General features: G+C 35.8%; 19 protein-coding genes and 1 other RNA gene. 11 read left to right on the top strand and 9 right to left on the bottom strand.

Annotation, left to right across the window (positions count from 1 at the left end; translation table 11 throughout):
- Window positions 1–17: 17 nt before the first annotated feature.
- The gene (locus EV197_RS06950; RefSeq protein WP_130285997.1) at window positions 18–401 is read left to right on the top strand and encodes a hypothetical protein; all 384 of its coding nucleotides are present in this window, start codon (window positions 18–20) and stop codon (window positions 399–401) included.
- A gap of 139 nt (window positions 402–540) precedes the next feature.
- On the opposite strand, the gene EV197_RS06945 is transcribed toward EV197_RS06950, so the two are convergent.
- Window positions 541–3,975, bottom strand: coding sequence for a methylmalonyl-CoA mutase family protein (locus EV197_RS06945; RefSeq protein ID WP_130285996.1), 3,435 nt, complete (start codon window positions 3,973–3,975; stop codon window positions 541–543).
- Window positions 3,976–4,306: 331 nt separating this feature from the next.
- On the opposite strand from EV197_RS06945, the gene purU reads away from it, so the two are divergent.
- On the top strand, window positions 4,307–5,161 hold the full coding sequence (gene purU / locus EV197_RS06940; RefSeq protein WP_130285995.1) for a formyltetrahydrofolate deformylase: 855 nt from the start codon (window positions 4,307–4,309) through the stop codon (window positions 5,159–5,161).
- A gap of 87 nt (window positions 5,162–5,248) precedes the next feature.
- On the opposite strand, the gene EV197_RS06935 is transcribed toward purU, so the two are convergent.
- Window positions 5,249–6,034, bottom strand: coding sequence for an alpha/beta fold hydrolase (locus EV197_RS06935; protein WP_130285994.1), 786 nt, complete (start codon window positions 6,032–6,034; stop codon window positions 5,249–5,251).
- A gap of 322 nt (window positions 6,035–6,356) precedes the next feature.
- Between EV197_RS06935 and EV197_RS06930 the strand changes: the two genes are divergently transcribed.
- The 4 genes from EV197_RS06930 (at window position 6,357) to EV197_RS06915 (ending at window position 12,087) form a co-directional block, all read left to right on the top strand.
- Entirely contained in the window at window positions 6,357–7,064 is a 708-nt protein-coding gene (locus EV197_RS06930) for a DUF4197 domain-containing protein (protein ID WP_130285993.1), read from the top strand.
- 271 nt (window positions 7,065–7,335) lie between these two features.
- The gene (locus tag EV197_RS06925) at window positions 7,336–10,350 is read left to right on the top strand and encodes a SusC/RagA family TonB-linked outer membrane protein (protein WP_130285992.1); all 3,015 of its coding nucleotides are present in this window, start codon (window positions 7,336–7,338) and stop codon (window positions 10,348–10,350) included.
- A gap of 29 nt (window positions 10,351–10,379) precedes the next feature.
- On the top strand, window positions 10,380–11,741 hold the full coding sequence (locus EV197_RS06920; RefSeq protein WP_130285991.1) for a RagB/SusD family nutrient uptake outer membrane protein: 1,362 nt from the start codon (window positions 10,380–10,382) through the stop codon (window positions 11,739–11,741).
- Between the two features lie 148 nt (window positions 11,742–11,889).
- Entirely contained in the window at window positions 11,890–12,087 is a 198-nt protein-coding gene (locus tag EV197_RS06915; RefSeq protein ID WP_130285990.1) for a Lacal_2735 family protein, read from the top strand.
- 15 nt (window positions 12,088–12,102) lie between these two features.
- Here the strand turns inward: EV197_RS06915 and EV197_RS06910 are convergent, their stop codons facing one another.
- The 3 genes from EV197_RS06910 to EV197_RS06900 all read right to left on the bottom strand — a co-directional run bounded on the left by EV197_RS06910 (window position 12,103) and on the right by EV197_RS06900 (window position 15,277).
- Entirely contained in the window at window positions 12,103–12,894 is a 792-nt protein-coding gene (locus EV197_RS06910) for a helical backbone metal receptor (protein WP_207224191.1), read from the bottom strand.
- Between the two features lie 335 nt (window positions 12,895–13,229).
- Window positions 13,230–14,060, bottom strand: a complete 831-nt coding sequence (gene pyrF, locus EV197_RS06905; protein WP_130285989.1) for an orotidine-5'-phosphate decarboxylase — start codon at window positions 14,058–14,060, stop codon at window positions 13,230–13,232.
- A gap of 11 nt (window positions 14,061–14,071) precedes the next feature.
- A complete protein-coding gene (locus EV197_RS06900) occupies window positions 14,072–15,277 on the bottom strand; it encodes an NAD(P)-dependent oxidoreductase (protein WP_130286202.1) in 1,206 nt (401 codons plus the stop codon).
- 111 nt (window positions 15,278–15,388) lie between these two features.
- Here EV197_RS06900 and ssrA point away from each other — a divergent pair.
- The 3 genes from ssrA (at window position 15,389) to EV197_RS06885 (ending at window position 16,903) form a co-directional block, all read left to right on the top strand.
- Window positions 15,389–15,787, top strand: a transfer-messenger RNA (tmRNA) gene (gene ssrA, locus EV197_RS06895).
- 139 nt (window positions 15,788–15,926) lie between these two features.
- Entirely contained in the window at window positions 15,927–16,154 is a 228-nt protein-coding gene (locus tag EV197_RS06890; protein WP_278042430.1) for a GIY-YIG nuclease family protein, read from the top strand.
- 296 nt (window positions 16,155–16,450) lie between these two features.
- Complete coding sequence (locus EV197_RS06885; RefSeq protein WP_130285988.1) at window positions 16,451–16,903, top strand: hypothetical protein; 453 nt, start codon at window positions 16,451–16,453, stop codon at window positions 16,901–16,903.
- A 127-nt stretch (window positions 16,904–17,030) separates the two neighbouring features.
- Here the strand turns inward: EV197_RS06885 and EV197_RS06880 are convergent, their stop codons facing one another.
- Entirely contained in the window at window positions 17,031–17,795 is a 765-nt protein-coding gene (locus EV197_RS06880) for an SOS response-associated peptidase (protein WP_130285987.1), read from the bottom strand.
- A gap of 140 nt (window positions 17,796–17,935) precedes the next feature.
- Between EV197_RS06880 and EV197_RS06875 the strand changes: the two genes are divergently transcribed.
- A complete protein-coding gene (locus EV197_RS06875; protein ID WP_130285986.1) occupies window positions 17,936–18,241 on the top strand; it encodes a hypothetical protein in 306 nt (101 codons plus the stop codon).
- Between the two features lie 246 nt (window positions 18,242–18,487).
- On the top strand, window positions 18,488–19,513 hold the full coding sequence (locus EV197_RS06870) for a hypothetical protein (protein WP_130285985.1): 1,026 nt from the start codon (window positions 18,488–18,490) through the stop codon (window positions 19,511–19,513).
- 292 nt (window positions 19,514–19,805) lie between these two features.
- Here EV197_RS06870 and EV197_RS06865 read toward each other — a convergent pair whose 3' ends face one another.
- The 3 genes from EV197_RS06865 to EV197_RS06855 all read right to left on the bottom strand — a co-directional run bounded on the left by EV197_RS06865 (window position 19,806) and on the right by EV197_RS06855 (window position 23,724).
- Window positions 19,806–20,168 carry a hypothetical protein gene (locus tag EV197_RS06865; RefSeq protein ID WP_130285984.1) on the bottom strand — a complete coding sequence of 121 codons (363 nt, stop codon included), beginning with the start codon at window positions 20,166–20,168 and terminating at the stop codon, window positions 19,806–19,808.
- A 132-nt stretch (window positions 20,169–20,300) separates the two neighbouring features.
- Entirely contained in the window at window positions 20,301–22,307 is a 2,007-nt protein-coding gene (locus EV197_RS06860) for an AAA family ATPase (protein WP_130285983.1), read from the bottom strand.
- Between the two features lie 226 nt (window positions 22,308–22,533).
- On the bottom strand, window positions 22,534–23,724 hold the full coding sequence (locus EV197_RS06855) for a hypothetical protein (protein WP_130285982.1): 1,191 nt from the start codon (window positions 23,722–23,724) through the stop codon (window positions 22,534–22,536).
- Window positions 23,725–23,748: the final 24 nt, after the last annotated feature.

Below are 23,748 nucleotides of genomic sequence, written 5' to 3'. Positions count from 1 at the left end.
CAAAGTAAGGTGAACTAATGGATTACACACCCAGAAATAAAAAACTATATGCTAAAGCACTGGATATTCTTTCCTTATCCAGAAACATTTCTGATTATTTAATCTACGATTTAGCTCATTTGGATGACTTAGGAAACGAGGACCCTAACATCTACTTTACAGGAGATATCGTTCGGCACTCTAATTCCTTAGCGCCAGAAATTATTAATGCTGAAAACAAGCCATTTCAAGAAGAAAGGATACAACATGCCTATTCTCTTGTCCACCTTACTGAACGTTTATACCATACCTGCGAACGCCTGGAACGCGCTCATAGTAATGGAAAAGATTTTTTAATTCTTCTTCGTAAGGAACTTAAAAAATTCAGACGACTACAAAAAAATTGGATGTTATCCTTATAAGTGAAGCCATCTTAGGTTTTCAAAATTTGCTTTTATCTTTAGCTATACCCATACCAGCAAAAGTCACTATCTACTATTTTGATAGTATTGATACTGACACGCTTTGTCAATAAACACATCAGTATCAATAAAAATAATTTTACATATTTCTTCGGTACTGCCCCCCTACCTCGAACAAGGCTTCCGTAATTTGACCTAAAGAACACACTTTTGTTGCTTCCATAAGTACTTCAAAAATATTTTGATTCTGGATGGCAGCTTCCTGAACCTGGGCTAAAGCGCCCTTAGCTTTCTCCTCTCGTGCTTTATGCAAGTTTGCCAGGGTATTAATTTGATACTGTTTTTCTTCTTCCGTTGCTCTAATTACCTCTCCTGGAGTTACTGTTGGGGAACCTTTAGAACTTAAGAAAGTATTCACTCCAATTATTGGAAACTCACCGGTATGCTTTAACGTTTCATAATACAAGCTTTCCTCCTGTATCTTACTACGTTGATACATAGTCTCCATAGCACCTAGGACACCACCTCGCTCAGTAATCCTATCAAACTCGGTCAATACAGCTTCCTCTACTAGGTCTGTCAACTCTTCAATGATAAACGCCCCCTGGATTGGGTTCTCGTTTTTGGCTAAACCAAGCTCTTTATTGATAATAAGCTGAATAGCCATAGCTCTTCGCACCGATTCTTCAGTTGGTGTAGTAATCGCCTCATCATAGGCATTGGTATGCAGAGAATTACAGTTGTCGTAGATCGCATATAAGGCCTGTAGCGTCGTTCGGATATCATTAAAATCAATTTCCTGAGCATGTAAAGATCGACCTGAGGTTTGAATATGATACTTTAACATTTGGGCTCTAGGATTAGCTCCGTATTTATGTTTCAAGGCTTTCGCCCATATCCTACGTGCTACTCTTCCGATCACCGCATACTCCGGATCTATTCCATTAGAAAAGAAAAAGGATAAATTAGGACCAAAGGCATTGATATCCATCCCTCTACTCAAGTAATATTCTACATACGTAAATCCATTCGCTAAGGTAAAAGCTAATTGTGTTATTGGGTTTGCTCCGGCTTCGGCGATATGATAGCCCGATATAGAGACAGAATAAAAGTTCCGTACTTTTTTATTTATAAAATACTCTTGTACATCACCCATTAATCTAAGCGCAAATTCTGTAGAAAATATACAGGTGTTTTGCGCTTGATCTTCTTTCAAAATATCCGCTTGTACGGTTCCTCTAACCACATTTAAGGTTTCTTCTTTGATTTTGGCGTACACCTCAGTTGGTAGTACTTGATCTCCGGTTACCCCGAGCAACATTAGTCCCAGACCATCATTCCCTTCTGGCAAATCCCCTTTATACTGTGGACGCTCAATCCCTTTATCTTCATAGATGCTTTTGATCTTAGCTTCTACCTCATCTTCAAGACCGTGCTCTTTGATATATTTTTCACAGTTTTGGTCAATGGCTGCATTCATAAAGAAGCCCAACAACATGGGAGCTGGACCGTTAATGGTCATACTTACAGAGGTCATGGCGTGAGACAAATCAAAACCAGAATACAATTTCTTAGCATCATCCAAACAACAAATAGACACACCAGAATTACCGATTTTACCATATATATCTGGTCTTAGGTCTGGATCATTACCATACAGTGTAACCGAATCAAACGCTGTCGACAAGCGTTTGGCAGGCATACCCAAACTTACGTAATGGAATCTGCGATTGGTACGCTCAGGGCCACCTTCGCCTGCAAACATACGGGTTGGATCCTCTCCTGTTCGCTTAAACGGATATAATCCTGAGGTGTATGGAAACTCACCTGGAACGTTTTCTTGTAAACTCCATCGTAATATATCTCCCCAAGCCTGATATTTTGGCAAGGCCACCTTTGGGATTTGCGTATGCGATAACGACTCGGTATGTGTGTCAATTTTTATTTCCTTGTCTCTTACTTTAAAGGCATATACGGGATCTTTATATTTTTTTACCTTAGCGCCCCAATTGGTAATAGCTTCCCAATTATGAGGGTCCAGATTCAACTTTACTCGATCAAACTCTGCTAGAAGTAATTTTACAAAATCTCTATTATCGTCCGTGATACTGGCTTTAAAAGTATCACTATCAATTCCGTTTTTATCAAGGTCTACGAAATCTACATCCAGTACACTACATAAGGTTTTATAAATACCATATAGTCTTTGCCCTACCTCTACCTGCTGTTCAGCAGTTTTATCATAAGCTCTATTATTCTCGGCAATTTCTGACAGATATCTTGTTCTACTTGGCGGTATCACAAAAATCTTTTCTGACATTTCTTTAGAAATATGAAATGTTGAATTTAAATCAGCTTTTGTCTTTTCAGCGATTTTATCCATAATCGCTTTATATAACGTATTCATTCCTGGGTCATTGAACTGAGAGGCGATCGTTCCAAAGACCGGTAAATCATCCATTGGTGTATCCCAAAGGTTATGATTACGCATATATTGTTTCTTTACATCTCTAAGGGCATCCAAAGAACCTCTCTTATCAAACTTATTGATAGCCACTAAATCTGCAAAATCCAGCATATCAATCTTCTCTAATTGTGTAGCTGCTCCAAATTCTGGAGTCATTACATAAAGCGATGTATCACTATGATCTAATATCTCTGTATCGGACTGTCCAATACCTGAAGTTTCGAGAATTATTAAATCAAATGCTGCAGCTTTAAGCACCTCAATAGCTTCTGCTACATATTTAGAGAGCGCCAAATTAGATTGACGAGTGGCTAAGGAGCGCATATATACTCTTGGTGAATTGATGGCATTCATACGAATTCGATCTCCTAATAAAGCACCACCAGTTTTGCGCTTTGAGGGATCCACTGATATAATACCAATTGACTTTTTCGGAAAATCGATTAAAAATCTTCTGACAAGTTCGTCTACTAATGAGGATTTACCAGCACCACCGGTACCGGTTATACCCAATACTGGTGTTTTTGATGCTTTGTTTTTAGCATCGATCGCCTCTAATGCTTCTTTAGCTACCTCAGGAAAATTTTCTGCAGCAGAAATTACTCTTGCAATGGCTCCAGTCTTTTTTTCTTCGAGATGATCCACTTCGCCATTCAAGTTATTACCGATTGGATAATCAGCTTGCTCCACCAAATCATTGATCATACCCTGTAAACCCATTTCTCTTCCGTCATCTGGGGAATATATTCTAGTAATCCCATAATCCATCAGCTCCTTAATTTCTTCTAGCAGGATTACGCCACCTCCGCCGCCAAATATTTTTATATGTCCTGCACCTTTTTCTTGTAACAGGTCATACATGTATTTAAAATATTCGGTATGTCCTCCTTGGTATGAGGTCATCGCAATGGCATTAGCATCCTCTTGAATCGCGCAGTTTACGACTTCTTCAACACTGCGGTCGTGGCCCAAATGAATCACTTCAACCCCGGTGGATTGAATGATCCTACGCATTATATTTATGGCTGCATCGTGCCCGTCAAATAGAGAGGCTGCAGTAACAATTCTAACTTTATTCTTAGGTGTATAAGGTGCTATTTGTTCCATTGCTCGTAATCAGTAAAAATTATTGCGCTAATTTACGAAATACTCATTAAAAAGTGATATTTTTTCAAAACCTTTCAATGCGACCACAGGTTTTTAAATTCTAATTATCAAATTGTAAGCGAATTCTATTATTCTTTAACAAAACCTCATCAATCTTAAAGAAACGTTGAAATTCTGAAAAGAAACTGTAGTGGTAAAGCTTTAAAAAACTTGATTCATCCTTAATAAATTTATTAAAAAACACATTAAAAAAAGCACTCCCTATTATTAAGCACCTGCTTGCCACAAGAATGTATTATCTTTATAAAACGCACATCTATGTATCTTGCTTATGAAAAAAATTACACTTCTTATCAATTGCCCAGATCAAAAAGGAATCATTGCCAATGTCACCAACTTTATTCTCAATAACGAAGGTAACACAACCTATGTGGAACAACACGTAGATAAAGATCTCGGCGCTTTTTTTATGCGATTGGAATGTGAATTTGATACTAATGAGAAAAAGCTAGCGCAATTTAAAGAAGCTTTTCAGCAGCAATTAGCCAGTCGTAATCAAATGCAATGGCAGATGTATGATCCTGATAAAACACCTAAAATGGCCATTTTTGTGTCTAAATATGATCATTGCCTTTATGATATATTAAGTAGACATACTTCCGGAGAACTAAAAGTAAAAATTCCCCTAATCATAAGTAATCATAATGACCTTAAACCCATTGCCGATGCTTTTAACATTACTTTCAAACACATTGCTATTACGCCAAAAACCAAGAAAACTGCAGAACAGGAACAGCTGGAGTTATTAAAAAGACACAAGATAGATTGCATCGTTTTAGCACGATATATGCAAATTTTATCTCCAAGTTTTGTCGATCAATACATCAATAAAATTATTAATATCCATCATTCATTTCTCCCTGCATTTCCGGGAGCGAAACCTTATCATTCTGCATATAAAAGAGGTGTAAAAATCATAGGAGCAACTAGTCATTATGTAACCACAGACTTAGACGAGGGTCCTATCATCGAACAAGACGTAGTTCGCGTATCTCACGTACACGATATTAATGACTTTATTTTAAAAGGAAGAGATTTAGAAAAAATTGTATTATCCAGGGCTATTAAATTACATCTAGAGCGCAAAGTATTGGTCTATAACAATAAGACGGTTGTCTTTTCTTAAATCCTAAAAAAGTAAAAGCAAACTAATCCATTACATTAATTATTGGTACATAAATCCTAACAATAAGAGGTTAGACTCCAAAAAATATTAACTGGATTTATTTTGAATAAAATTAATAGATTTTGAATTGAAAATACTTGGTTGCTCCACATTCACTACATGCCCAGAATTATCTACGACCACAAGACTTGAAAATTTATGCCGTTGCACTACCTTTTTTACTGATGGCAGAAATAAATAATCCTCCTCACCCATTAAGTACAAAGTGGGTATCCCGATATCTTTTGCTCTAAAAAAACGCAGCAAGGGATTAATCTCAGAAGTTAGCCTGAACCAACGTATAAATTCTTTTTGATACAGTTTTTTTGCCTCTTTTACGAAAAGTAATCTGGATTGTTTGTGGTTCTTTTTGGGCATTATTATAAACGCGAAGAATTTATAGAGTACTATATAGGGTATCACAGATTTAAAAAGAATGCCAAGCCTCATTAGTATCTGAGATCTAATGTTTAGTTTCATAATAGCACCCCCCATAATCATACTATCTACTCTCTTAGGAAAACGTTCCGCCAGATTACGTATTAAAATAGTGCCTAATGAGATCCCTATAAAATGAGAAGATGCAATCCCCTCCTTATCCATTACTTCTATAATATCATCAGTTATCGAATCAAAAGTATATTTACTATTAAAAGCGTCCTTTATAGCTGGCTTAGAATTACCGTGCCCTCTTAGATCCAATAAAATTACATTGAAGTGTTTTCGGAACTCCCGAACTTGCTTAAACCAAATAGATGAACTACCTCCTGCTCCGTGTACAAAAGTGACCCATTCTTTATTTGTTTTATGATTATATTTTGAGTAATTCAGCAATCAAGGATAATTTGAAGGTAAAAGTAATGACTTATTTCTTATTATGATCATCATTAACAGGATTTAAGGGGCCGTTTAAAACAGATTTCTTTTTAATCATCAAATATCCAACATCTTAAAGGTTAACTATATGGGTAGCATCGATCCATTTCAAAACTTTATTAAAGTATATATTTAACTTACATTTCGAATTTAAAAGCTACTTATGTTTCCATCAAAATTAAATCAATTAAATTTGAATTTATGAACACTATATTTTTTAAAACGAATTAGATATCAATCTTTGGTAGACAACACCATTTTACTTCCTAAATCCAAACCTATGAAAAAAATCATATGCTTCTTTCTAATCATTACTATCAGTAGTTGTGCAGAGCTACAACAAGTGGTCAACAATTTACCTCAAGGTGGAGGCTTAGGCATTACCAATACCGAAATTGCAAATGGGCTTAGACAGGCTTTGGATAAAGGTATCGATAAGCAAGTTTCTAAACTAACTGCTAAAGATGGATTTTATAGAAATGAATTGGTAAAAATATTATTACCAGAAGAGTTAAGAAAAGTTGATAAAGCCCTACGAGATGTTGGACTAAGTAGTTTGGCTGACGAAGGACTTAAAATTATGAATCGTGCTGCAGAGGATGCTGTAAAAGAGGCCACTCCTATTTTTGTAAACGCCGTAAAACAAATTACCTTCAACGATGCTAAAAATATTTTAATCGGTGCTGATGATGCAGCAACATCATATTTAAAACAACGAACCCAAAACGAATTGTATCAAAAATTTAATCCGGTTATTAAAAATTCGTTTAACAAAGTAGGAGCTGATCAGATTTGGTCAAACATTATCACCCGCTACAATAGTATCCCTTTTACCAGTAATGTAAATCCTAATTTAACCGATTATGTTACCCAAGAAGCACTTAAAGGCGTGTATACGATGATCGCTGTAGAAGAAGAACAGATTAGAAATAAGGTAAGTTCTCGAACTACGGACCTATTAAGACGCGTATTTGCACTTCAGGATTAATCAAAATATGCGGTTTTTACCGTAATTACACCGATGATATATATCCTTCATCGAAAAGTTTTTTTTTACACAATACACAGTGAAATTGTTATTTTTTTGCATAAAATACGGTTTAGCCGTAACTAATCGTGTTTAAAACGGAAACACTGTTCCTTTTTTTTACACATCCATCATAAAATTACCACCATATTTGAGGAGGACTTAGGTCAGGTCAGATTGCCAAACAGGCTTTATACCTTAATTTTGCGCCACAATTTTTAAAAGTCCTCAAATGAAAAAATTTACTAAAATGGCTTATGCTATTTTTGTATTGCTATGTTGTAATACAGTTTTAGCACAAGAACTAACTATCACAGGTACTGTTACTGACAATAGAGGTATTCCATTACCTGGAACTAACATTTCTGTTGTCAATAGCACTAAAGGAGCTCAAACCGATTTTGACGGTTTTTTTACTATTGAAGCGAACAAGGGTGATCAGCTTTTATTTTCTTACGTTGGTTTTCTACCACAAACGGTTACGGTTACGAACGAAACCAAGTTAGAAATTACGATGCAAGAAAATGTAGAAGGTTTAGATCAAATCGTTATTATTGGGTATGGTACTTCTACAAAGAAAAAAATCGCTACGAGTATTGGAACAATTAGAGCAGAAGACATAGAAGATATTAAATTTCCTAGTATCCAATCTTTATTTACCGGTCAGGTAACTGGTGTTCAGGTAGCTCAACTTTCTGGTCGTGTAGAGTCAGGGTTTAAAGTAAGAGTACGAGGTGTATCCACTGTTGGTGCTTCTCAAGAACCTTTATATGTTTTAGATGGTGTACCCTTAATTAACGAAGATGAATCTATCAACAATTCTCCGATTAACCCTTTAATTGGGCTTAATCCTAATGATGTAGAATCCATCGATTTCTTAAAAGATGCTGCCGCTGCTGCCATATATGGTGCGCGTGGTACTAATGGTGTAGTGATCATTACTACTAAAAAGGGTACAGAGAGCAAACCAAAAATCACTTTGAATACTTCTACGGGGTTAAACTTTACAACTAAGAAAAGAGATTTCTTAAATGCAGCACAATACATCGAATTGTATAGTGAAGCTGCACAGAATAGCGGAGTTTCTCAAGCAGAAATCGAAGCTAGATTTGATGAACTTGCCTTAGGTAGAGACTGGAGAAATGGAGAAGTTGATACCGATTGGCAAGAGCTTGCTTTTCAAGAAAGTGTTACCACAGATCTTAATGTAGCTGCATCTGGTGGAACGGATAAAGCGCAATATTATATGTCTACATCGTATAACAAAACTGGTGGTATTATCTTAGGTAATGGCCTTGACAGATATACCTTAAGAGGAAAGACAGATGTAAACATTACTGAAAAGTCTAAAGCAGGATTTAACATCAATCTATCTAAAGTTACTATTGATAGAATCTCTAACGACAACTCTTTTATATCACCATTACAGTCTGTAGCACAATCTCCATTGACTCCTGCCTTACTTGAGGATGGAACCGCCAATGTGGATGGTAATTCTACCTTATATCAAAACTTCTTAGGTCAGGAACAAACCGGAAGATTTGTGACCGATATTTGGAGAACTACAGCAAATATTTACGGAGATTTTTATATCAACGATCATTTAAATTACGTATCAGAGGCAGGGTATGACTCTAATCGTCAGTCGGCAGAACGTTTTTCAGGAAGCTTAACGGAATTTGCTTCGGTAGGTGGCTTTGGAACTGTAAGTACAGCCAATACAGAACGCTATATTCTAACGAATTACCTAAAATACAACACTACCATTGGTAGTCAGTTCGATATATCTGCAACCTTAGGAGGTAGTTTTGAAGAAACTACAAGAGCTAGTCAGTTTACTACTGGACAACAATTTCCTTCAGATGATCTACAAACCTTAGACAACGCTGTGATCATTACCAATGGTGGATCCAACAAGACGAAATATAACTTCTTATCGTATTTTGCAAGATCAAGATTTGACTATGCTAACAAATATGCAATGACACTAAGTATTAGAAGAGATGGTTCTTCTAGATTTGGTAGTAATTCACAATTTGGTTGGTTCCCTGCAGCTTCGGCAGCTTGGACAGTATCTAATGAAAGCTTTTTAAGCAACTCTCAATTTCTTTCTTCTTTAAAACTTAGAGCGAGTTGGGGGATCACTGGTAATGCAGAGATCGGAAACTTTGCCAGCCAAAACTTATATGGATTAACTTCTTACGACCGTAGAATCGGAGTATCTCCAATACAATTAGGTGACCCAGAATTAAAGTGGGAGAAAACAACGCAGTACGATTTTGGAGTTGATTTTGGATTATTTAACAATGTAGTTACTGGTGAGATCGATTACTACAACAAAACTACAAATGATCTATTATTCAACCAGCCAGTACCAGGAACTTCAGGTTTTACCAGCATTGTAAGAAACGTTGGTGAAATGGAAAATAAAGGTATTGAAGTTAGGTTAAGCACTAATATTATCTCTAATTCAGATTTTAACTGGAATCTTACGGGATTATTTACCAGAAATGTAAACACCTTAACCAACCTTCCAAGTGGAGATATTATTGATGGTGTTAATATTCTTCGCGAGGGTGAATCCCTTTCCTCTTTCTACTTATATGAATATGCTGGGGTAGATTCTGATAATGGTGACGCACTTTACTACATTAATTCTGTTAATGCGGATGGTAGCTTAAACAGAGATACCACCAATGACGTTTCTCAAGCCAATAGAATTGTAGTTGGAAACCCATTTCCTGAATTCCAGGTGAGTCTTAACAGTTCTATGAAGTTTAATAATTTTGACTTTGCCTTTATTTTACAAGGAGAGTACGGTGCTTCTATTTTTGATCAGGCAGGTAAATTTACCTCAGGAAACGCTCAGTTTTTTGACAACCAAACGGTAGACCAATTGAACAGATGGCAAAATCCAGGGGACATCACAGATGTGCCTCAGGCTAGATTAAATGAAGAAAATGGTCAAGCAGACTCTACACGATATTTACAAAATGCTGATTTTATTAGACTACGAAATGTAACGTTGGGATACACTATTGACCCTACATTTTCAAGCAAGTTTTATTTAGATAAGGTAAGATTTTACTTCAGTGGACTTAATTTACTAACGCTGACAGACTACGATGGTTATGACCCTCAGTCTACTGCTGATTTCAACGGTAACTCTGGTGTTAGATCAGGAGTATCTTTTTACTCAGCTCCACCAGCAAAGTCCTATACCTTTGGAGTAAACGTTGAATTCTAGAGAAACACAAGCAACAAAAAAATAAGACAATGAAGAATTTTAAATATATAATTACACTAACTCTCTTCGCTACACTTCTACTTAGTTGTGAAGAGCGATTAGACATTGATCCTCAACAAGCATTAACCAACGAAGATGCGTTTGACACTGCAGATAAGATTTCGAATATTTTAATCGGAGCTTACGCTCAGGCAGGGCAAGCAGCTAGTTATGGCGGTCAAATAACCATAATAACCGAATTGTTAGGAAACAACGGGGAGTTACAGTGGAATGGTACTTTTACAGATCAAGCAGAATTTGATGCCAAAAACGTAAGTACTACCAATGAAACTGTTGCGGCATATTGGTTAAATAGTTACAGCATTATCAATCAGGCCAACATTGTACTGGATAATCTTGACGTTTTTGAGAATGAATCTCAGCGAAACTCAGTGGAAGGACAAGCTCGATTTTTAAGAGCAGTTACGTACTTCGACTTGGTTCGATTATTTGCAAAACCTAATAACGGAGGGATTAATAATCTAGAAGATGGCGTGCCTATTGTTGTAAACCCAGTAACGACTTATGCTGATATAGAGTTCCCTGAACGAGATACTATCGAAGATGTATACAATTTTATAACTATAGATCTGCAGGAAGCTGCACTTTTGTTACCCATTTCTAATCGAGACCTTGCTTCCGCGAATGCTGCTAAAGCTTTATTAGCTAGAGTTTCATTACAAACTGGTAATTACGAAAGCGCTAGAGACTTAGCTAATGAAGTGATCTCCTCGGGATACTTTCGTTTAGAAAGCTCCTTATTTGACGTATACAACAACCAAGACAACTCTTCTGAAGATGTATTTGCTTGGCAAGTAACAGAGTCTGATGGTTCTAATGCTCTAAATACATTTTGGGCTACAGACCGATTTGGAGGGCGCCCTGGTAACCCTGACATATCTATCGAAAATCCATTTTTCGGAATATTCGATACATTTTTCGATGCTAGAGCTAATTTCTTCTATGTGGATAACGAAACAGGATCAGGTATAGCGACTTACAAATACATATCTGGTGTTGCCAATATACCATATATCCGATTGGCTGAATTATATCTTATCCGCGCAGAAAGTAATTTTATACTTGGAACATCTGTAGGGAATACACCTTTAAATGATGTAAATATAATTAGAACACGCGCAGGTATATTCTCTTTAACTAGCTTACGTTATGTAGATATTATCCTTGAAAGACTAAAGGAACTTTCGTTTGAAGGTAACAAACTACATGATTACCGTCGTTTGCAAATACCAATTGGAGAATTAGAGTATGACAGTCCAAGGTTAGTATTGCCGATTCCACAGCGAGAAAGAAACGTTAACCCTAACTTAAGTCAAAACGATGGGTATTAACAAATAATATATTGAGTTAGCCAAAAAACACGGAGTCCGATATCGGACTCCGTGTTTTTTATTATACAATTTTAAGCATCTTTATCGTAAGCTTAACGACTCATTAAGAATAAATTACCTTCAATTCTATTAGTTTTATAACCAAATTATGGAAAAATTAATGTTTGATTGGATACAAAATAAAACTGAACTTCAATTACTTAAAGAGAAATACTGTAAGCTTATGAAAAAATCTTATCAGCTAGCGTTAAGCGATAAGAAAAAAAGTGATGCACTGAATCTTGAAGCGAAACAGTTATTGTCTAAAATAAAAGACTACGAAGCAGAAAAAGAAATAGCTTCTTAAGAAGACAATGAAAAGCTATAGCTTAGCTCTTAATGCCTTAAAATAAGTAAAGGCTTTATATAATCTAGATCCATACCAAGAAAAGTATTCACCATCTACTAAATAGACCGAGACATTAGGTAATTTTTGTTGAATGAACTGTATATGCTTTTCTTTAAATGGAAAAGGCTCTGAAGATAATAGCACAGCATCTAAATCCGTAATGGCTTCCAATTCAGCAAGTGTTATTTCGGGATATCTTGATTTAGCTGCATATACGTTATCGAATTTGACAAGTTTAAGCATATGGTTGATAAATGTATCCTTTCCCACCACAATCCAGGGATCTTTCCAAATAAAGTATGCAACTCTTTTGGTTTCTAATGCTGCTGAAAACGCTTGAAAATCCTTCTGTTTTTCGCTAATCGAAGCGACCAAGGTCTTTGCTGTTTGAGCTACCCCGAAAATAGTTCCATAATCTACGATACAAGATAACGCTTCCTCCATCGTATTGATATCTGAAACATGGACAGTATAAGCACGTTCTAAAGCAGTAACCATTTCTTTGGTGTTTTCTTCCTTATTATAAAGAATTATATCCGGACGCAGTGCAGCGATTTTATCAAAATGTACTGATTTGGTACCTCCAACTACGGCTTTGTCTTTGCGCAAATCCTTAGGGTGCACGCAAAACTTAGTAACACCAACGATACGATCACTAAGCCCTAAGTCTACCAGTAATTCAGTAAGTGAAGGCACCAGGCATACGATACGTTTAGGAGGCTCAGGGATTTCAATAACTCTTCCGATTTGATCTCTAATTTGCAAAATGGTAGTTTTTATATAGCGTTAATCAATTTATAAAATTATCACAAATAGTTAAAAAACAAGCGGTTACATTTTAGTTTCAGGAGAAAATTCCCTATATTAGAATATTGTTTAACTAAAAAACTTGGGGCTATGAGTACAGAAATACTTAATATAGGAATTTATGCACTAATTGCATTTTTTGTGGCTTTTATCGCATACGGATTATACGGTTATGCTAAGCACGTATTTAATGCCAATCTGCGATAGCACACATTTTTATTTTTGATCAGTTAATGAATAACTAACTGATCAAAAAAGAGTAAGGTTTAGAAAATGTTCTAAACCTTATTTTTTTATACTAATTTCTCCTGTATTAAAATTGATTCCATTTGCTTTTGTAGCGCTTCTGCTTGCTGCGCAGCTGCGTCTGCAAAATCCTGCTCCTTTGAAGCATATATTATTCCTCTGGAAGAATTAACTAACAATCCCACAGCATCATTGAGTCCATACTTGCATACCTCTTCTAAACTTCCACCTTGCGCTCCCACACCCGGAACCAACAAAAAATTGTTTGGGATTAATTTTCTGATTTCACCTAAAAACTCCGCTTTGGTAGCCCCAACAACATACATTAGATTTTCACTATTGTTCCATTGTAAGGACTCTTTAATCACTTTCTGATACAGTATATCACCTTCTTTAGACTGTTGCATCTGAAAATCAAAGGCTCCGGGATTAGACGTTAATGCCAATAGTATAGTAACCTTATCTTCAAAAGCTAAAAATGGCTCTACAGAGTCTTTACCCATATACGGAGCTACGGTTACAGAATCAAAATCTAAATCCTCAAAAAAAGCCTTGGCATACATGGTACTGGTATTGCCAATATCTCCACGTTTCGCATCCGCAATCGTAAAGACCTCAGGATACGTTCTATTTAAATAGGCTATCGTTTTTTTTAAAGACTCCCATCCTTTGATCCCGTGGGCTTCGTAAAAAGCGATATTCGGTTTATACGCCACTGCAAACCGATGCGTAGCATCAATAATCGCCTTATTAAATTCAAAAATTGGATCTTCCTTATCAAGTAGTACCGCAGGTATTTTAGCCAGGTCGGTATCTAACCCCACGCATAAAAAGGATTTTTTTCTTTTGATTTGATGAATTAAGGTGTTAATTGTCATAGGCTTTGCAATTAGTTAGTGTGGGATACGTAATCGTTTAGGTAACTATACCGTTCTGTCAATTGACCATCTTTGGTCATCCGTGCCCGTGCTAGAACACCATCTTTATCACCGTTAAAAAAAGCTGGTAATACAGAGGCTAAAAACATCTCTCCAAACCCCTCGCTAGCATCTCTGGGTAATTCGCACGGCAAATTATCAACCGCCATAACAGCAATACTATCCGCTTTTAAATAATCATCTTCACTTTCGGTCGTAGGATTATACCCATAGATGGGATCCGCAATGGTAGACGGACGTATGGTAGACGCAACAGGACCATCAATATCGCAAGATACATCTGCCACAACTTTAATATTGAAATCCTGGGACTTGGCGTCCTCTCTTGTAAAAATATATGGTGAATCATCACCAAAAAAGTGTCCTGCTATATACAAATCAGCCACCTTAGCAAATTTCATAAAATCACTTTCGTACTCCTTTGGGTTTTGGTAAAAATCCGTCTTATCCTTTACCGCCCCGTCCTTTCGCTTATTGTAGTCCAACACATCGATCTGTACGTAGACCGGTTCATTGAATTGCTGGGCTAAAAACTCGTCAACAGTAACTTCGCGTAGTTGCATAGCATCCAAAATCTCCTTAGCACCTCCTCCTACTTTACCGGATCCGGTAAGTACAATTTTCATAGCTGGTAATTGCACTTCATTAAGTGTATCCACCAGCTCTTGTTGATTTTGTAAGGATTCAGCCTTGGGTAAGGTGAAACTCCTTTCTTTCAAGCCCCAGGTTCTAAACGCATTATAAGCACCAACAATACCTGCATATCTCCCAAAACCAATAAGCCTAAACCCTGCTTTATTAACGATAACTTCGTGATCGTACAGTTCGATATTCTTTGCTAACACGGCTTGTAACAACTTACGGTTGTAGGGTTGTTTTTTAATCGTATGCGAAAAGAAAAAATATTTTTTATAAGGAATCAAGGCATCAATTGGCACTTCTTTAACTCCCAATAGTACATCACAAGCGCTCATATCCTCTGTCACTTCAAAACCCAGGTCTTTATATTGCTGATCTTCAAATGCTCTAATATCCGAACTTTCTACTACAAATTTGGCATCCGGAAATTGTGCTGAAGCAGCTTTTAAACCCCGAGGTGAAAAAACGACACGACGATCTGGCGGATTTTTACGTTCTTTTATTATTCCGAAGGTTATCATATAATCTTGGTACGTATTTTGTTTATTAACAATTGCGGCCAAAGATATGACAATTATAGTTATATTTGCCAACCGTTACAAGAACTTAAGGTTCTTATAATCTCATCAGGGGTCGACTGGTTTTGACAGCGAGATTAATAGGACAGTAAGCATGTCGAGCGCTGGGATATAGCTCGTAAATCTCATATTTCACCTTTTTTAAACGGCGAGAATAACTACGCCCTAGCTGCATAATCTGAATTTATAGTAGGATATGCCTCGGTTCGTAAGACGAACAAGCAGGAAGTCTCTCAAAAGCCTTGGTTTGCGGCGGTTGATCTAGAGACTTCGTAAAAGTAAACCTAGAGGATACAGGGTCTTGATGTAACCTCGAAATTTAAGCGAGAATATGTGTAAGATCGATTGTCTTTGGTCAGTCTTATGCAGACAATTAAACGAAGACTAAACATGTAGAAAGCTCTTCTATTACTTGTTTGGACGAGGGTTCGAATCCCTCCGACTCCACCTTCGCTCGCCATAGCTTTTGTTTTTAATAAAGCGACGGCGAGTTTTTATTTTTATTACATTTAATTATTAATAGTATTAGAAGCGAGCTTCGGTGGACGCCGTCCACGTTTAAATTTATTAAGAACTGGAAACTTGGACTGTGTATATATTAAAATGTAATGATGGAACCCATTATGTGGGCTGTACCGGTGATTTTGAAGAAAGAATAATTCAGCACACGAAAGGATATGTACAATACACTAAAACAAGACTCCCCGTAAAAACAGTTATAAAAATCGAATTCTTTGATAAATATAAGGCTTATCAATTTGAGAAATACTTGAAGTCCGGATCCGGAAGAGCTTTTATGTATAAGCGTTTAATTTGAAGAAGTATTTCATACCCTAACCCGATTAACAGTAGCACTTTTTTAGCTATCCTATTTTAGTACTCAACAAAAGGTTATGATAACCATCACAACTGTCGATAGCAGGTCCTTTGACCTTACTAATTAAGGTTGGTTTACCCACAATTTAGGGTGTAGCCCTACACTATTGTTCTAAGATTTACTGCCAATTTTGTAGTTGTATTGCAATTACAACACCCCACTTAACAAACACCAATCGATCTCTTGTCGCGGATTCTGAAAAGCGGATGAGTAGGAAAACTTTTAAGAACAACATCATGAAAAACACAAAAATTAAACAAAATGCACAGCTAACAGCTAGTATTACAGACATAGAAGCCAGAGATATCATCGCACTGACTGGTTTTGTCAAAGAAGGGAATGGTAACATCCATTTGTATTATGACCTGCAACTGTCTGCATATCTCGAAATTAATAAAGAAGACCTGGTAGATCAGGTGGCTTCGAATGATCCACAAGAGCCAAGCTACGTGTACGTAAAAGCCAATGCTAAAGTTAGAGAAGTGATTGCACCCTCTCACTACCGTACACTCCAGAACTTTTTAGACCAACCTACGGTTGAGGATCTATTACAGGAACTTACCGATAGTACTGACCCTACTAACAATCCGGATCTGGTTTATTTAGGACGCAAGCCAAAACTACCTAGAAGAACACGACGTCTGTTGCGCAGACTCCGTAGAGGTAGATGCTATAACTGGAACTGGTAATACTTAATTACCACCTATTTGCCATTTGGATCTTAACCTTTACAAAGCTAAAAGCTCGCTACTGCATATGCAGTGGTGAGCTTTTTAATGTATTGGGAATGATTTAAAAAACAATCTCCCAGCTCCTTTAAAAAACGAGCTCCTCATAGGTCACTTTTTCCGTAATCTCCTCTTGGTTACCCATATACTCCTTACCCCGCAATCGATCCACAGTATAGGCTTCTAATTCCTCGGATGGATAGGGTTGCAAGAGTTCTTCAAGTGCTTTTTGACCTAGCGCATCTTGATACTCTAATAACCACTGATCAGCCAATTGATCTGGTAAAATCACCGGCATGCGGGGTTCCTTTAACTTGGGGTTATTGTGAATTTTAGTCAACAACTCGTTACCAGTGGTGGTCACAATAGAAAACGTATGGAGTAGTTCTCCGGTTTCCTTATCTACGTATTCACTCCACAGGCCTGCAAGTGCCATGGGCTCCTGATCTTTTCGATAAATATAAAAAGGATAGGTCTTCCCTTTATAATGGTGGTGTTCATAAAACCCATCCAGGTATACCAAACAGCGTTTATACTTCGCAGCATCTCTAAAGGAAGGTTTCTCAAAAATAGTTTCGCCCCGCGCATTTAAGGTGTTATTCCAAAACTTTTTACCGTCCTCCAGACTTTTGGACCAAAAAGGAATCAGCCCCCATTGCGATACCACAGGGTACTCAGGAGCCTCGTTAGTGTAAACCAATAGTCTGGGATGCGAATGTCCTTGTCGGTGATGGACCGGTAGATCCGTTAAGGGTACCAATTGCTGTTCTATTTGATCAATAGCCTGTTGATTGTTATAATGTTTGGCTCTTTTGAGCTGCGCTTGTAAACTGGCTTTGACATCGTAACACATAAGGGATGGTACTACTTAATTTACTACTATAAACCCTCCACCGAAGGGTTGTTTAAAGGTACACATTTTTGTCGTACAAAAGTTAAAACCAATAAAGGTATTGGAATTATTCCTATTTTTGTTGGAAATATTCCAATACCATGGCCCCAGATAAAAAAGTAACCATAGATGAATTAATCTTAGACCAAATGATCAATCGGTGTTACGCCATCAATGAATGTATTAAGGTAGTGGATTCCGGCACCAATTGGATTCAATTGCACTATGGTAAATTTACCTATACCACCTTATTTGGCATCAAACAAAGAACCGTAAAACTAGGCGAAGCCAAAGAAATACTCATTAGTAAGATCTTTAAAACCCATAAATTTTGGTACAACGATGCGTATTATTATGTCTCCGATGGCGAATGGTATACAACTGATTATAAAAATGATGGCAACTAGCGGTTACCACACTACTCTTTCTCTTTTTTCAGCCAATAAACAAAGACGACCAGGTTATTTAACCTTATGAATTAAGGTTGAATAAGACACTACTTAGGGTGTAGTGCACTACAACTATCCCAAAACTTAGCCTCAAATTTGTCCATGTATTGCAATTACGACACCCCACTTAACAAACACCAATCAATCTCTTGCCGCGTTAACCGAAAAGCGAAAGAGTAGGCATAAATTTAAAAATACTTAAAAATGAAACTTAAAACCTTACAATTAGCAGTAGTAACACTAATCGCCTTAGTATTAGGTATTACCTCTTGTACTAAAGAAGATTTAGTAACCGAAAAAAGTTTAGAAGAAATCGACAACACGATGACTAAAGAATCAACTTCCGCCATGTTGAAGTTTGGTTCTATCGATGAAATGAATAGCTATGTTGAAGAAAAAATGAATTCTGAAATAGACCTATTGGAAGAAGCAAGATATGAAATCGACAAAAATGGTCGTATTCCATTACTCCTGGTTTATAATTTAGAAGAAGAAGGTGAAGTGGAGCAATTAGGCATAGACCAAAACAATATTCCTGTAGTCGATAGTCCAGATGATATGTTGTTATTTTTACTCAATGAGAAAGGCGAAATTTCAATTGAAGATTATATCTTCAGGGTAGATGGAGATTTTGTATTTCGATATCACCCTAACGCTGCCCATACTATCAATGAATTTTTGGAAGTTTATAATAGCGACGAGATTAGGATTGAACCAGAGAAAGTTTTGAAATTTAATGAGCATCTTTCGGTCTACAAACATAATAATCCCAGTAGCTTAAAAGGTTCTAATACCTCAAAGAGTTTTGCCAACCACTACTATACCAATCCTTTTAATGGAACCAATAAGTATATGGTATCTCAGTTTTGGAATAACAGATTTTGGTTTTATCAATCTATAGGTGCTTCTACCTCTGTAAAAAGACCTAAGAGATGGTACGAATTCTGGCATTTTGCTGGTGATCCAAATGTAAAGGCAGATAACAGATTAAAGTATAATATAAGCTTTAGTGCAGCGCCTCTTTTGGGAATGGGCTCACCTACCACCTTAACCTTTAATGGCTTCAATGATTGTAATAATTGCAAAAAAGTACAGCGAGTATTTCATTGGACAGTTGGTTTTAGCGAAGACCCTAAACCCCTCTATACTGAAATTGATGGAAAAACACAGCATTGGGCGCATTGGTATAGTGCTAACCCTAACACGGTATCCAGAACAATTACACCTTAGGCTATTTTAATAGTGTATAGCAATCGAGAGTCAATTTTTCTATTGGCTCTCGATTACATTTCTATCGTTTTATTGAACCTTTAAATAACATTCACATACAGAAACCATTTCCGAGCTATTGGGGATGTATAAAACCACTTTTTATGACTTCTTTAGCTTCGATATAAAGACTTTAAAAATCCCAATTGAATACCAAGGAAGATAAAAAAGCCTTCTTAAAAAGGGATAGAATAAGTCGCTTTTATAAATTTATCGGCCTGTACAACGGTTACCATTGTTACCAAACGGTTTTTTATCTTTTAATATGTTTTCCTTTTTCAGTTATGCAACCACTGTCAATCTCCGAAATCGGTTTTATTGAATTCTTCTTTATTTTCCATTCCGTTAAACTTAAGTCGGGATAAATTGGGATTTCAATCCCAGCAAAAGTTGAGTCTAATTTAACCAAAGATTCTCTTTCAGATTCCAAATATTCTTTAGTAAATTCTTTATCATTTTTAAATCGGATTCTGTTGTTCTCAATTGAATAAGTTCCAGTTATTTCTGCTTGACAAGCACTCAAACCATACTTGTATATAAAAATTCCATTTTCACTTAATTCCATTATTGACCACCTTTCAAAACCGTTCTCGACTGAATAGTAAGTTCCCTGCAATTCAGCAATTTTACTTTGGTTAAAAGACATAATCAAAGTCAAAAATAATATAAAAAAAATAGTCTTCACGATTTGGCGATTTTAACTGTTTGGTAAGGTTATGTGTATGGTGCGTATGCCGAAGGGTGTACACTATACATCTGGTTGTGTGCTCGTGTTTATTATTCTTTTTATTTGATCAAGAAGCGGAACGATAGAATTAAACTTAGACTTATCAAGATCTTTCAATTTGTTTGCAAATTTTCTCTTTTTACCTCTAAATTCAACTACTTCTGATCCACCTGTAACTAGTTCTTTTCTATAAAAACTTGATAATTCAGGCAAACCATAAAATAATAACTCGATTGGTAAAAGAGAGTCATTTTTGAAGGTGTGATTTCCTGATTTTATAACTTGCTTCTCTATATCATTGCCAGGGACGGGCAGTAAGAGTTTAAATGCGTTTTTCTCTTGATTACATTTTGCTAACCCCTTTCTTGGGTCAGGTTCAAAGTTTTCGTCCAGTTTAACAATACTATTCCATGAATTGTAGCCTTCTTCGTCAAAATCGAATAAGGCTATCAAGATACGATCGTGATGATTAACGAAAATTCCATCATTAGTATCATATCCTCTTCGGAATAGATTTGCTAAAAATGAAGCGTCAAAACAGTCTTGCACAAAAAAAGGCATACTGGTGTCATATAATTTTTCCCATGCTGTCTCAATAATTATTTTATCTGTTATCCCTTCTGTAAATAATATTGGAAGATCAGTATTACTTATATTGTATTCAATGCCTAGATTCGATTCATCTACATTCAGCGTAGCAAAGCCTTCGGTTAATATATCAATTGCTTTTTGAATATCTTCTTTTATTATTTTCTTATTACCAGAACGTTCAACGGTAAAAACAGAATCTGGAGGAGCTAAGGCAACAGTTGTTGGAGAGTGTGTTGCTAATATTACCTTCATTTTGAGTTTTCTAACAAAATGCTCTTGAATTACACTTAGCAACCTTTTTATCATTGATGGGTGGAGAGAAGAATCAACTTCATCTAACAATAACATTCGAGGAATTACTTTGTTTTTTCTGGTCTTGTAAATCAGAAGTGAAAGAGCAATTAGGGTTTTTTCACCTGATGAAAGTTGCTTAAACGTAGTTTGGTAGTTCTTTTCCCTATGCTTCAACTGAATATTAACATTCATATTTTTTTTGTCCTGACCAAGTTGGGCTTGAAATCTGTTGGTAGTTAAAAAATATCCATTACAATCATATTCTTTAAGAACTTCATTTATTTGTTCAACAGGAGACGAACCATATTTATCAAGAAAAGCATCTTTATCAAGATATTCGATTTCTGAACCCCACTCTTCAGCTTCCAACTTGTCAAGTGAATTTTTAGTCTTTTTAAATTGATATTCCTTTTCTTCATTTGCAATATCCTCCAAAAAGAAATCTGGATTTTCAATATCATTCGGATTAAGACTGAAAATTTTATCTCCAGTTGTACTTTCGTCAATGTACTGGAAGAGTTCTTTGTTCTCGGTTTCAAAATTCTCAATAATCCTTTCTCTGGCATTCGTAAAATAATCTTCCAATAATTTTTTGTCGAGAGTTAAAATCTCCTTTTTATTAACAACAAATTGGTTTATAAGTTGGTAAAATGATGGTGAGAAGCGAGAAGAGTATCTGTTGATGTTAAGAATGTCATCTGCTTTGAATTCTTCTAAGACAGCATAGTCTTCGGCTTTTCCAAATTGATTTTCGAAATCAAAATTTGGTTTTTGAGCTTGGTCATAAATATAATTTTCAACTGCATCGTTACCTGAATCCCTTACGGCTTTTTGATATGCCCTTTGTTTAGCTTCATTAATTCTTTGAATTAATTGATTTCTTTCATTATTCCAGTTGTAACGCCTCTGGTTTCGAAGAGGATCATTTTGAGTTTTACCCTCAAATACTGAAAAGTCATTATAATTGTAATAAACTATCTCTGACTTATCTACTCCTTCAACTTCAGCCTTTCCAAGATCAATTGCTTCCAATAAATGAGTTTTACCAGAACCATTTTTCCCTGTGAAAACCGTAAAATCTTCTAGGTCGATTTCATCAAAATATTTAATGGAAATATGGTCTTCTTTATATTTTAGTTTCATTCATCATTTTTTTGTCCATTACATCCAACGGCTCCGTATATGAAAAGTAGCGCTGAAAATAAGCAACTACTTTTTGGCTATACACAAGCCGAATTTTTAAATTTTACTATTTATCTTTTTATTGGAATTCGTCAAATTTAAAAATTTGGCGACTTTCCAAAAATACCCAAACCTCAGTGTTAGCAAAGACTTGCGCTATTTTTTATATACAATGTTGTAACACGTATTACTTCTTAAGTAAGTCGGTCAATTCATTATAACTTATTAAATTAAAATCGTCAATATTTCCTTCTAATGCCGTATTAACTATTTCTCTATCAAAATTGTTGTGATTTCCTGCAATACCAATCAATTTTGGTTTATCAACAACGATTCCAAGATTATCCTTAGCCCAAGTTGCATTTTCAGGATTTGAAAAATATCTTCTATAACCTGCGAGCTGACCTAATAATTTTTGTGCGTAACTGCTAAAATATGAATTTGTCCAATCTCCAAATGCAAAATTGGCACTGAGTAGACCAAGTTTTAAATCTAATATATCATAAGTTCCATCTTCTTTTTCCATCATAAAATCAGGCGTCAAGAATTGTTTTTCTGTTCCAGATTTAGATGTTTCTTTTATTTCCAGTCTTACATTACTTTTTGATGATATATAACCTAATGCTTTTGCAAAATCTTCTGAAATTAATTGGATGAATTTATCAATGGCAGTTTCGTCCACTTTATGATATGCTAAACTTTTTAATTCAGATATAATTTGAGATCTAAATTTTATTCCTACTGGTGATTTTGTTATATCATAATGTTTTATGTCAAATAGTTTATTAAGTAAAGCTCGGAATTTTTCTATTGTAATTTCTTTATGTACAATAATAGTAGTTGCGTGTCTTCTAAAAGAATAAACTCCATCTACCTGACTGACAATGGCTATGTTATTTAAAAAAATATTAGTAGAATTTGAGAGGAAATGAAATGGTAAATCACAATCTTCTTTAATTAAACCGTTTCCATATTTAGAAACATCGTCAAAAAGAACGTCTAAAACGTTTTCTATTTTAGAAACACTCATCAGCAAATCTGCAAAAGAATAAACAGCATCGAGATTATGTGCATTTGTTCCGTCAATTATTGGTTTTAGTCCGTTGTACTCTTCAAACTTTTTTCCGCCATTTATGAAGAAATTTAAATCGGAGGTATTTGGTTTATCTTCAACTACGAATATTGGATTTGTAGATATATTTTGAAATCCTAATAATTCAATTGAAAAATGATTTTCAAGGCGATTTATAAGAACATATTCTCCAAATCCAATTTCCTCCTTGAATGTTTTTCCAGCTTCTTTTGCTGAATTATAAAGATGTTTAATCCAATTTTCTAAAACTGGTATAAGTACTGTCTTTAATTCTGTTATATACAATTTGTCTTTATATGTGTTACAACG

Source organism: Aquimarina brevivitae (assembly GCF_004216895.1).
Lineage (GTDB): Bacteria > Bacteroidota > Bacteroidia > Flavobacteriales > Flavobacteriaceae > Aquimarina > Aquimarina brevivitae.
The sequence above is the reverse complement of the archived record's forward strand: the minus strand, read 5'-3'. Positions and strand labels throughout refer to the sequence as shown.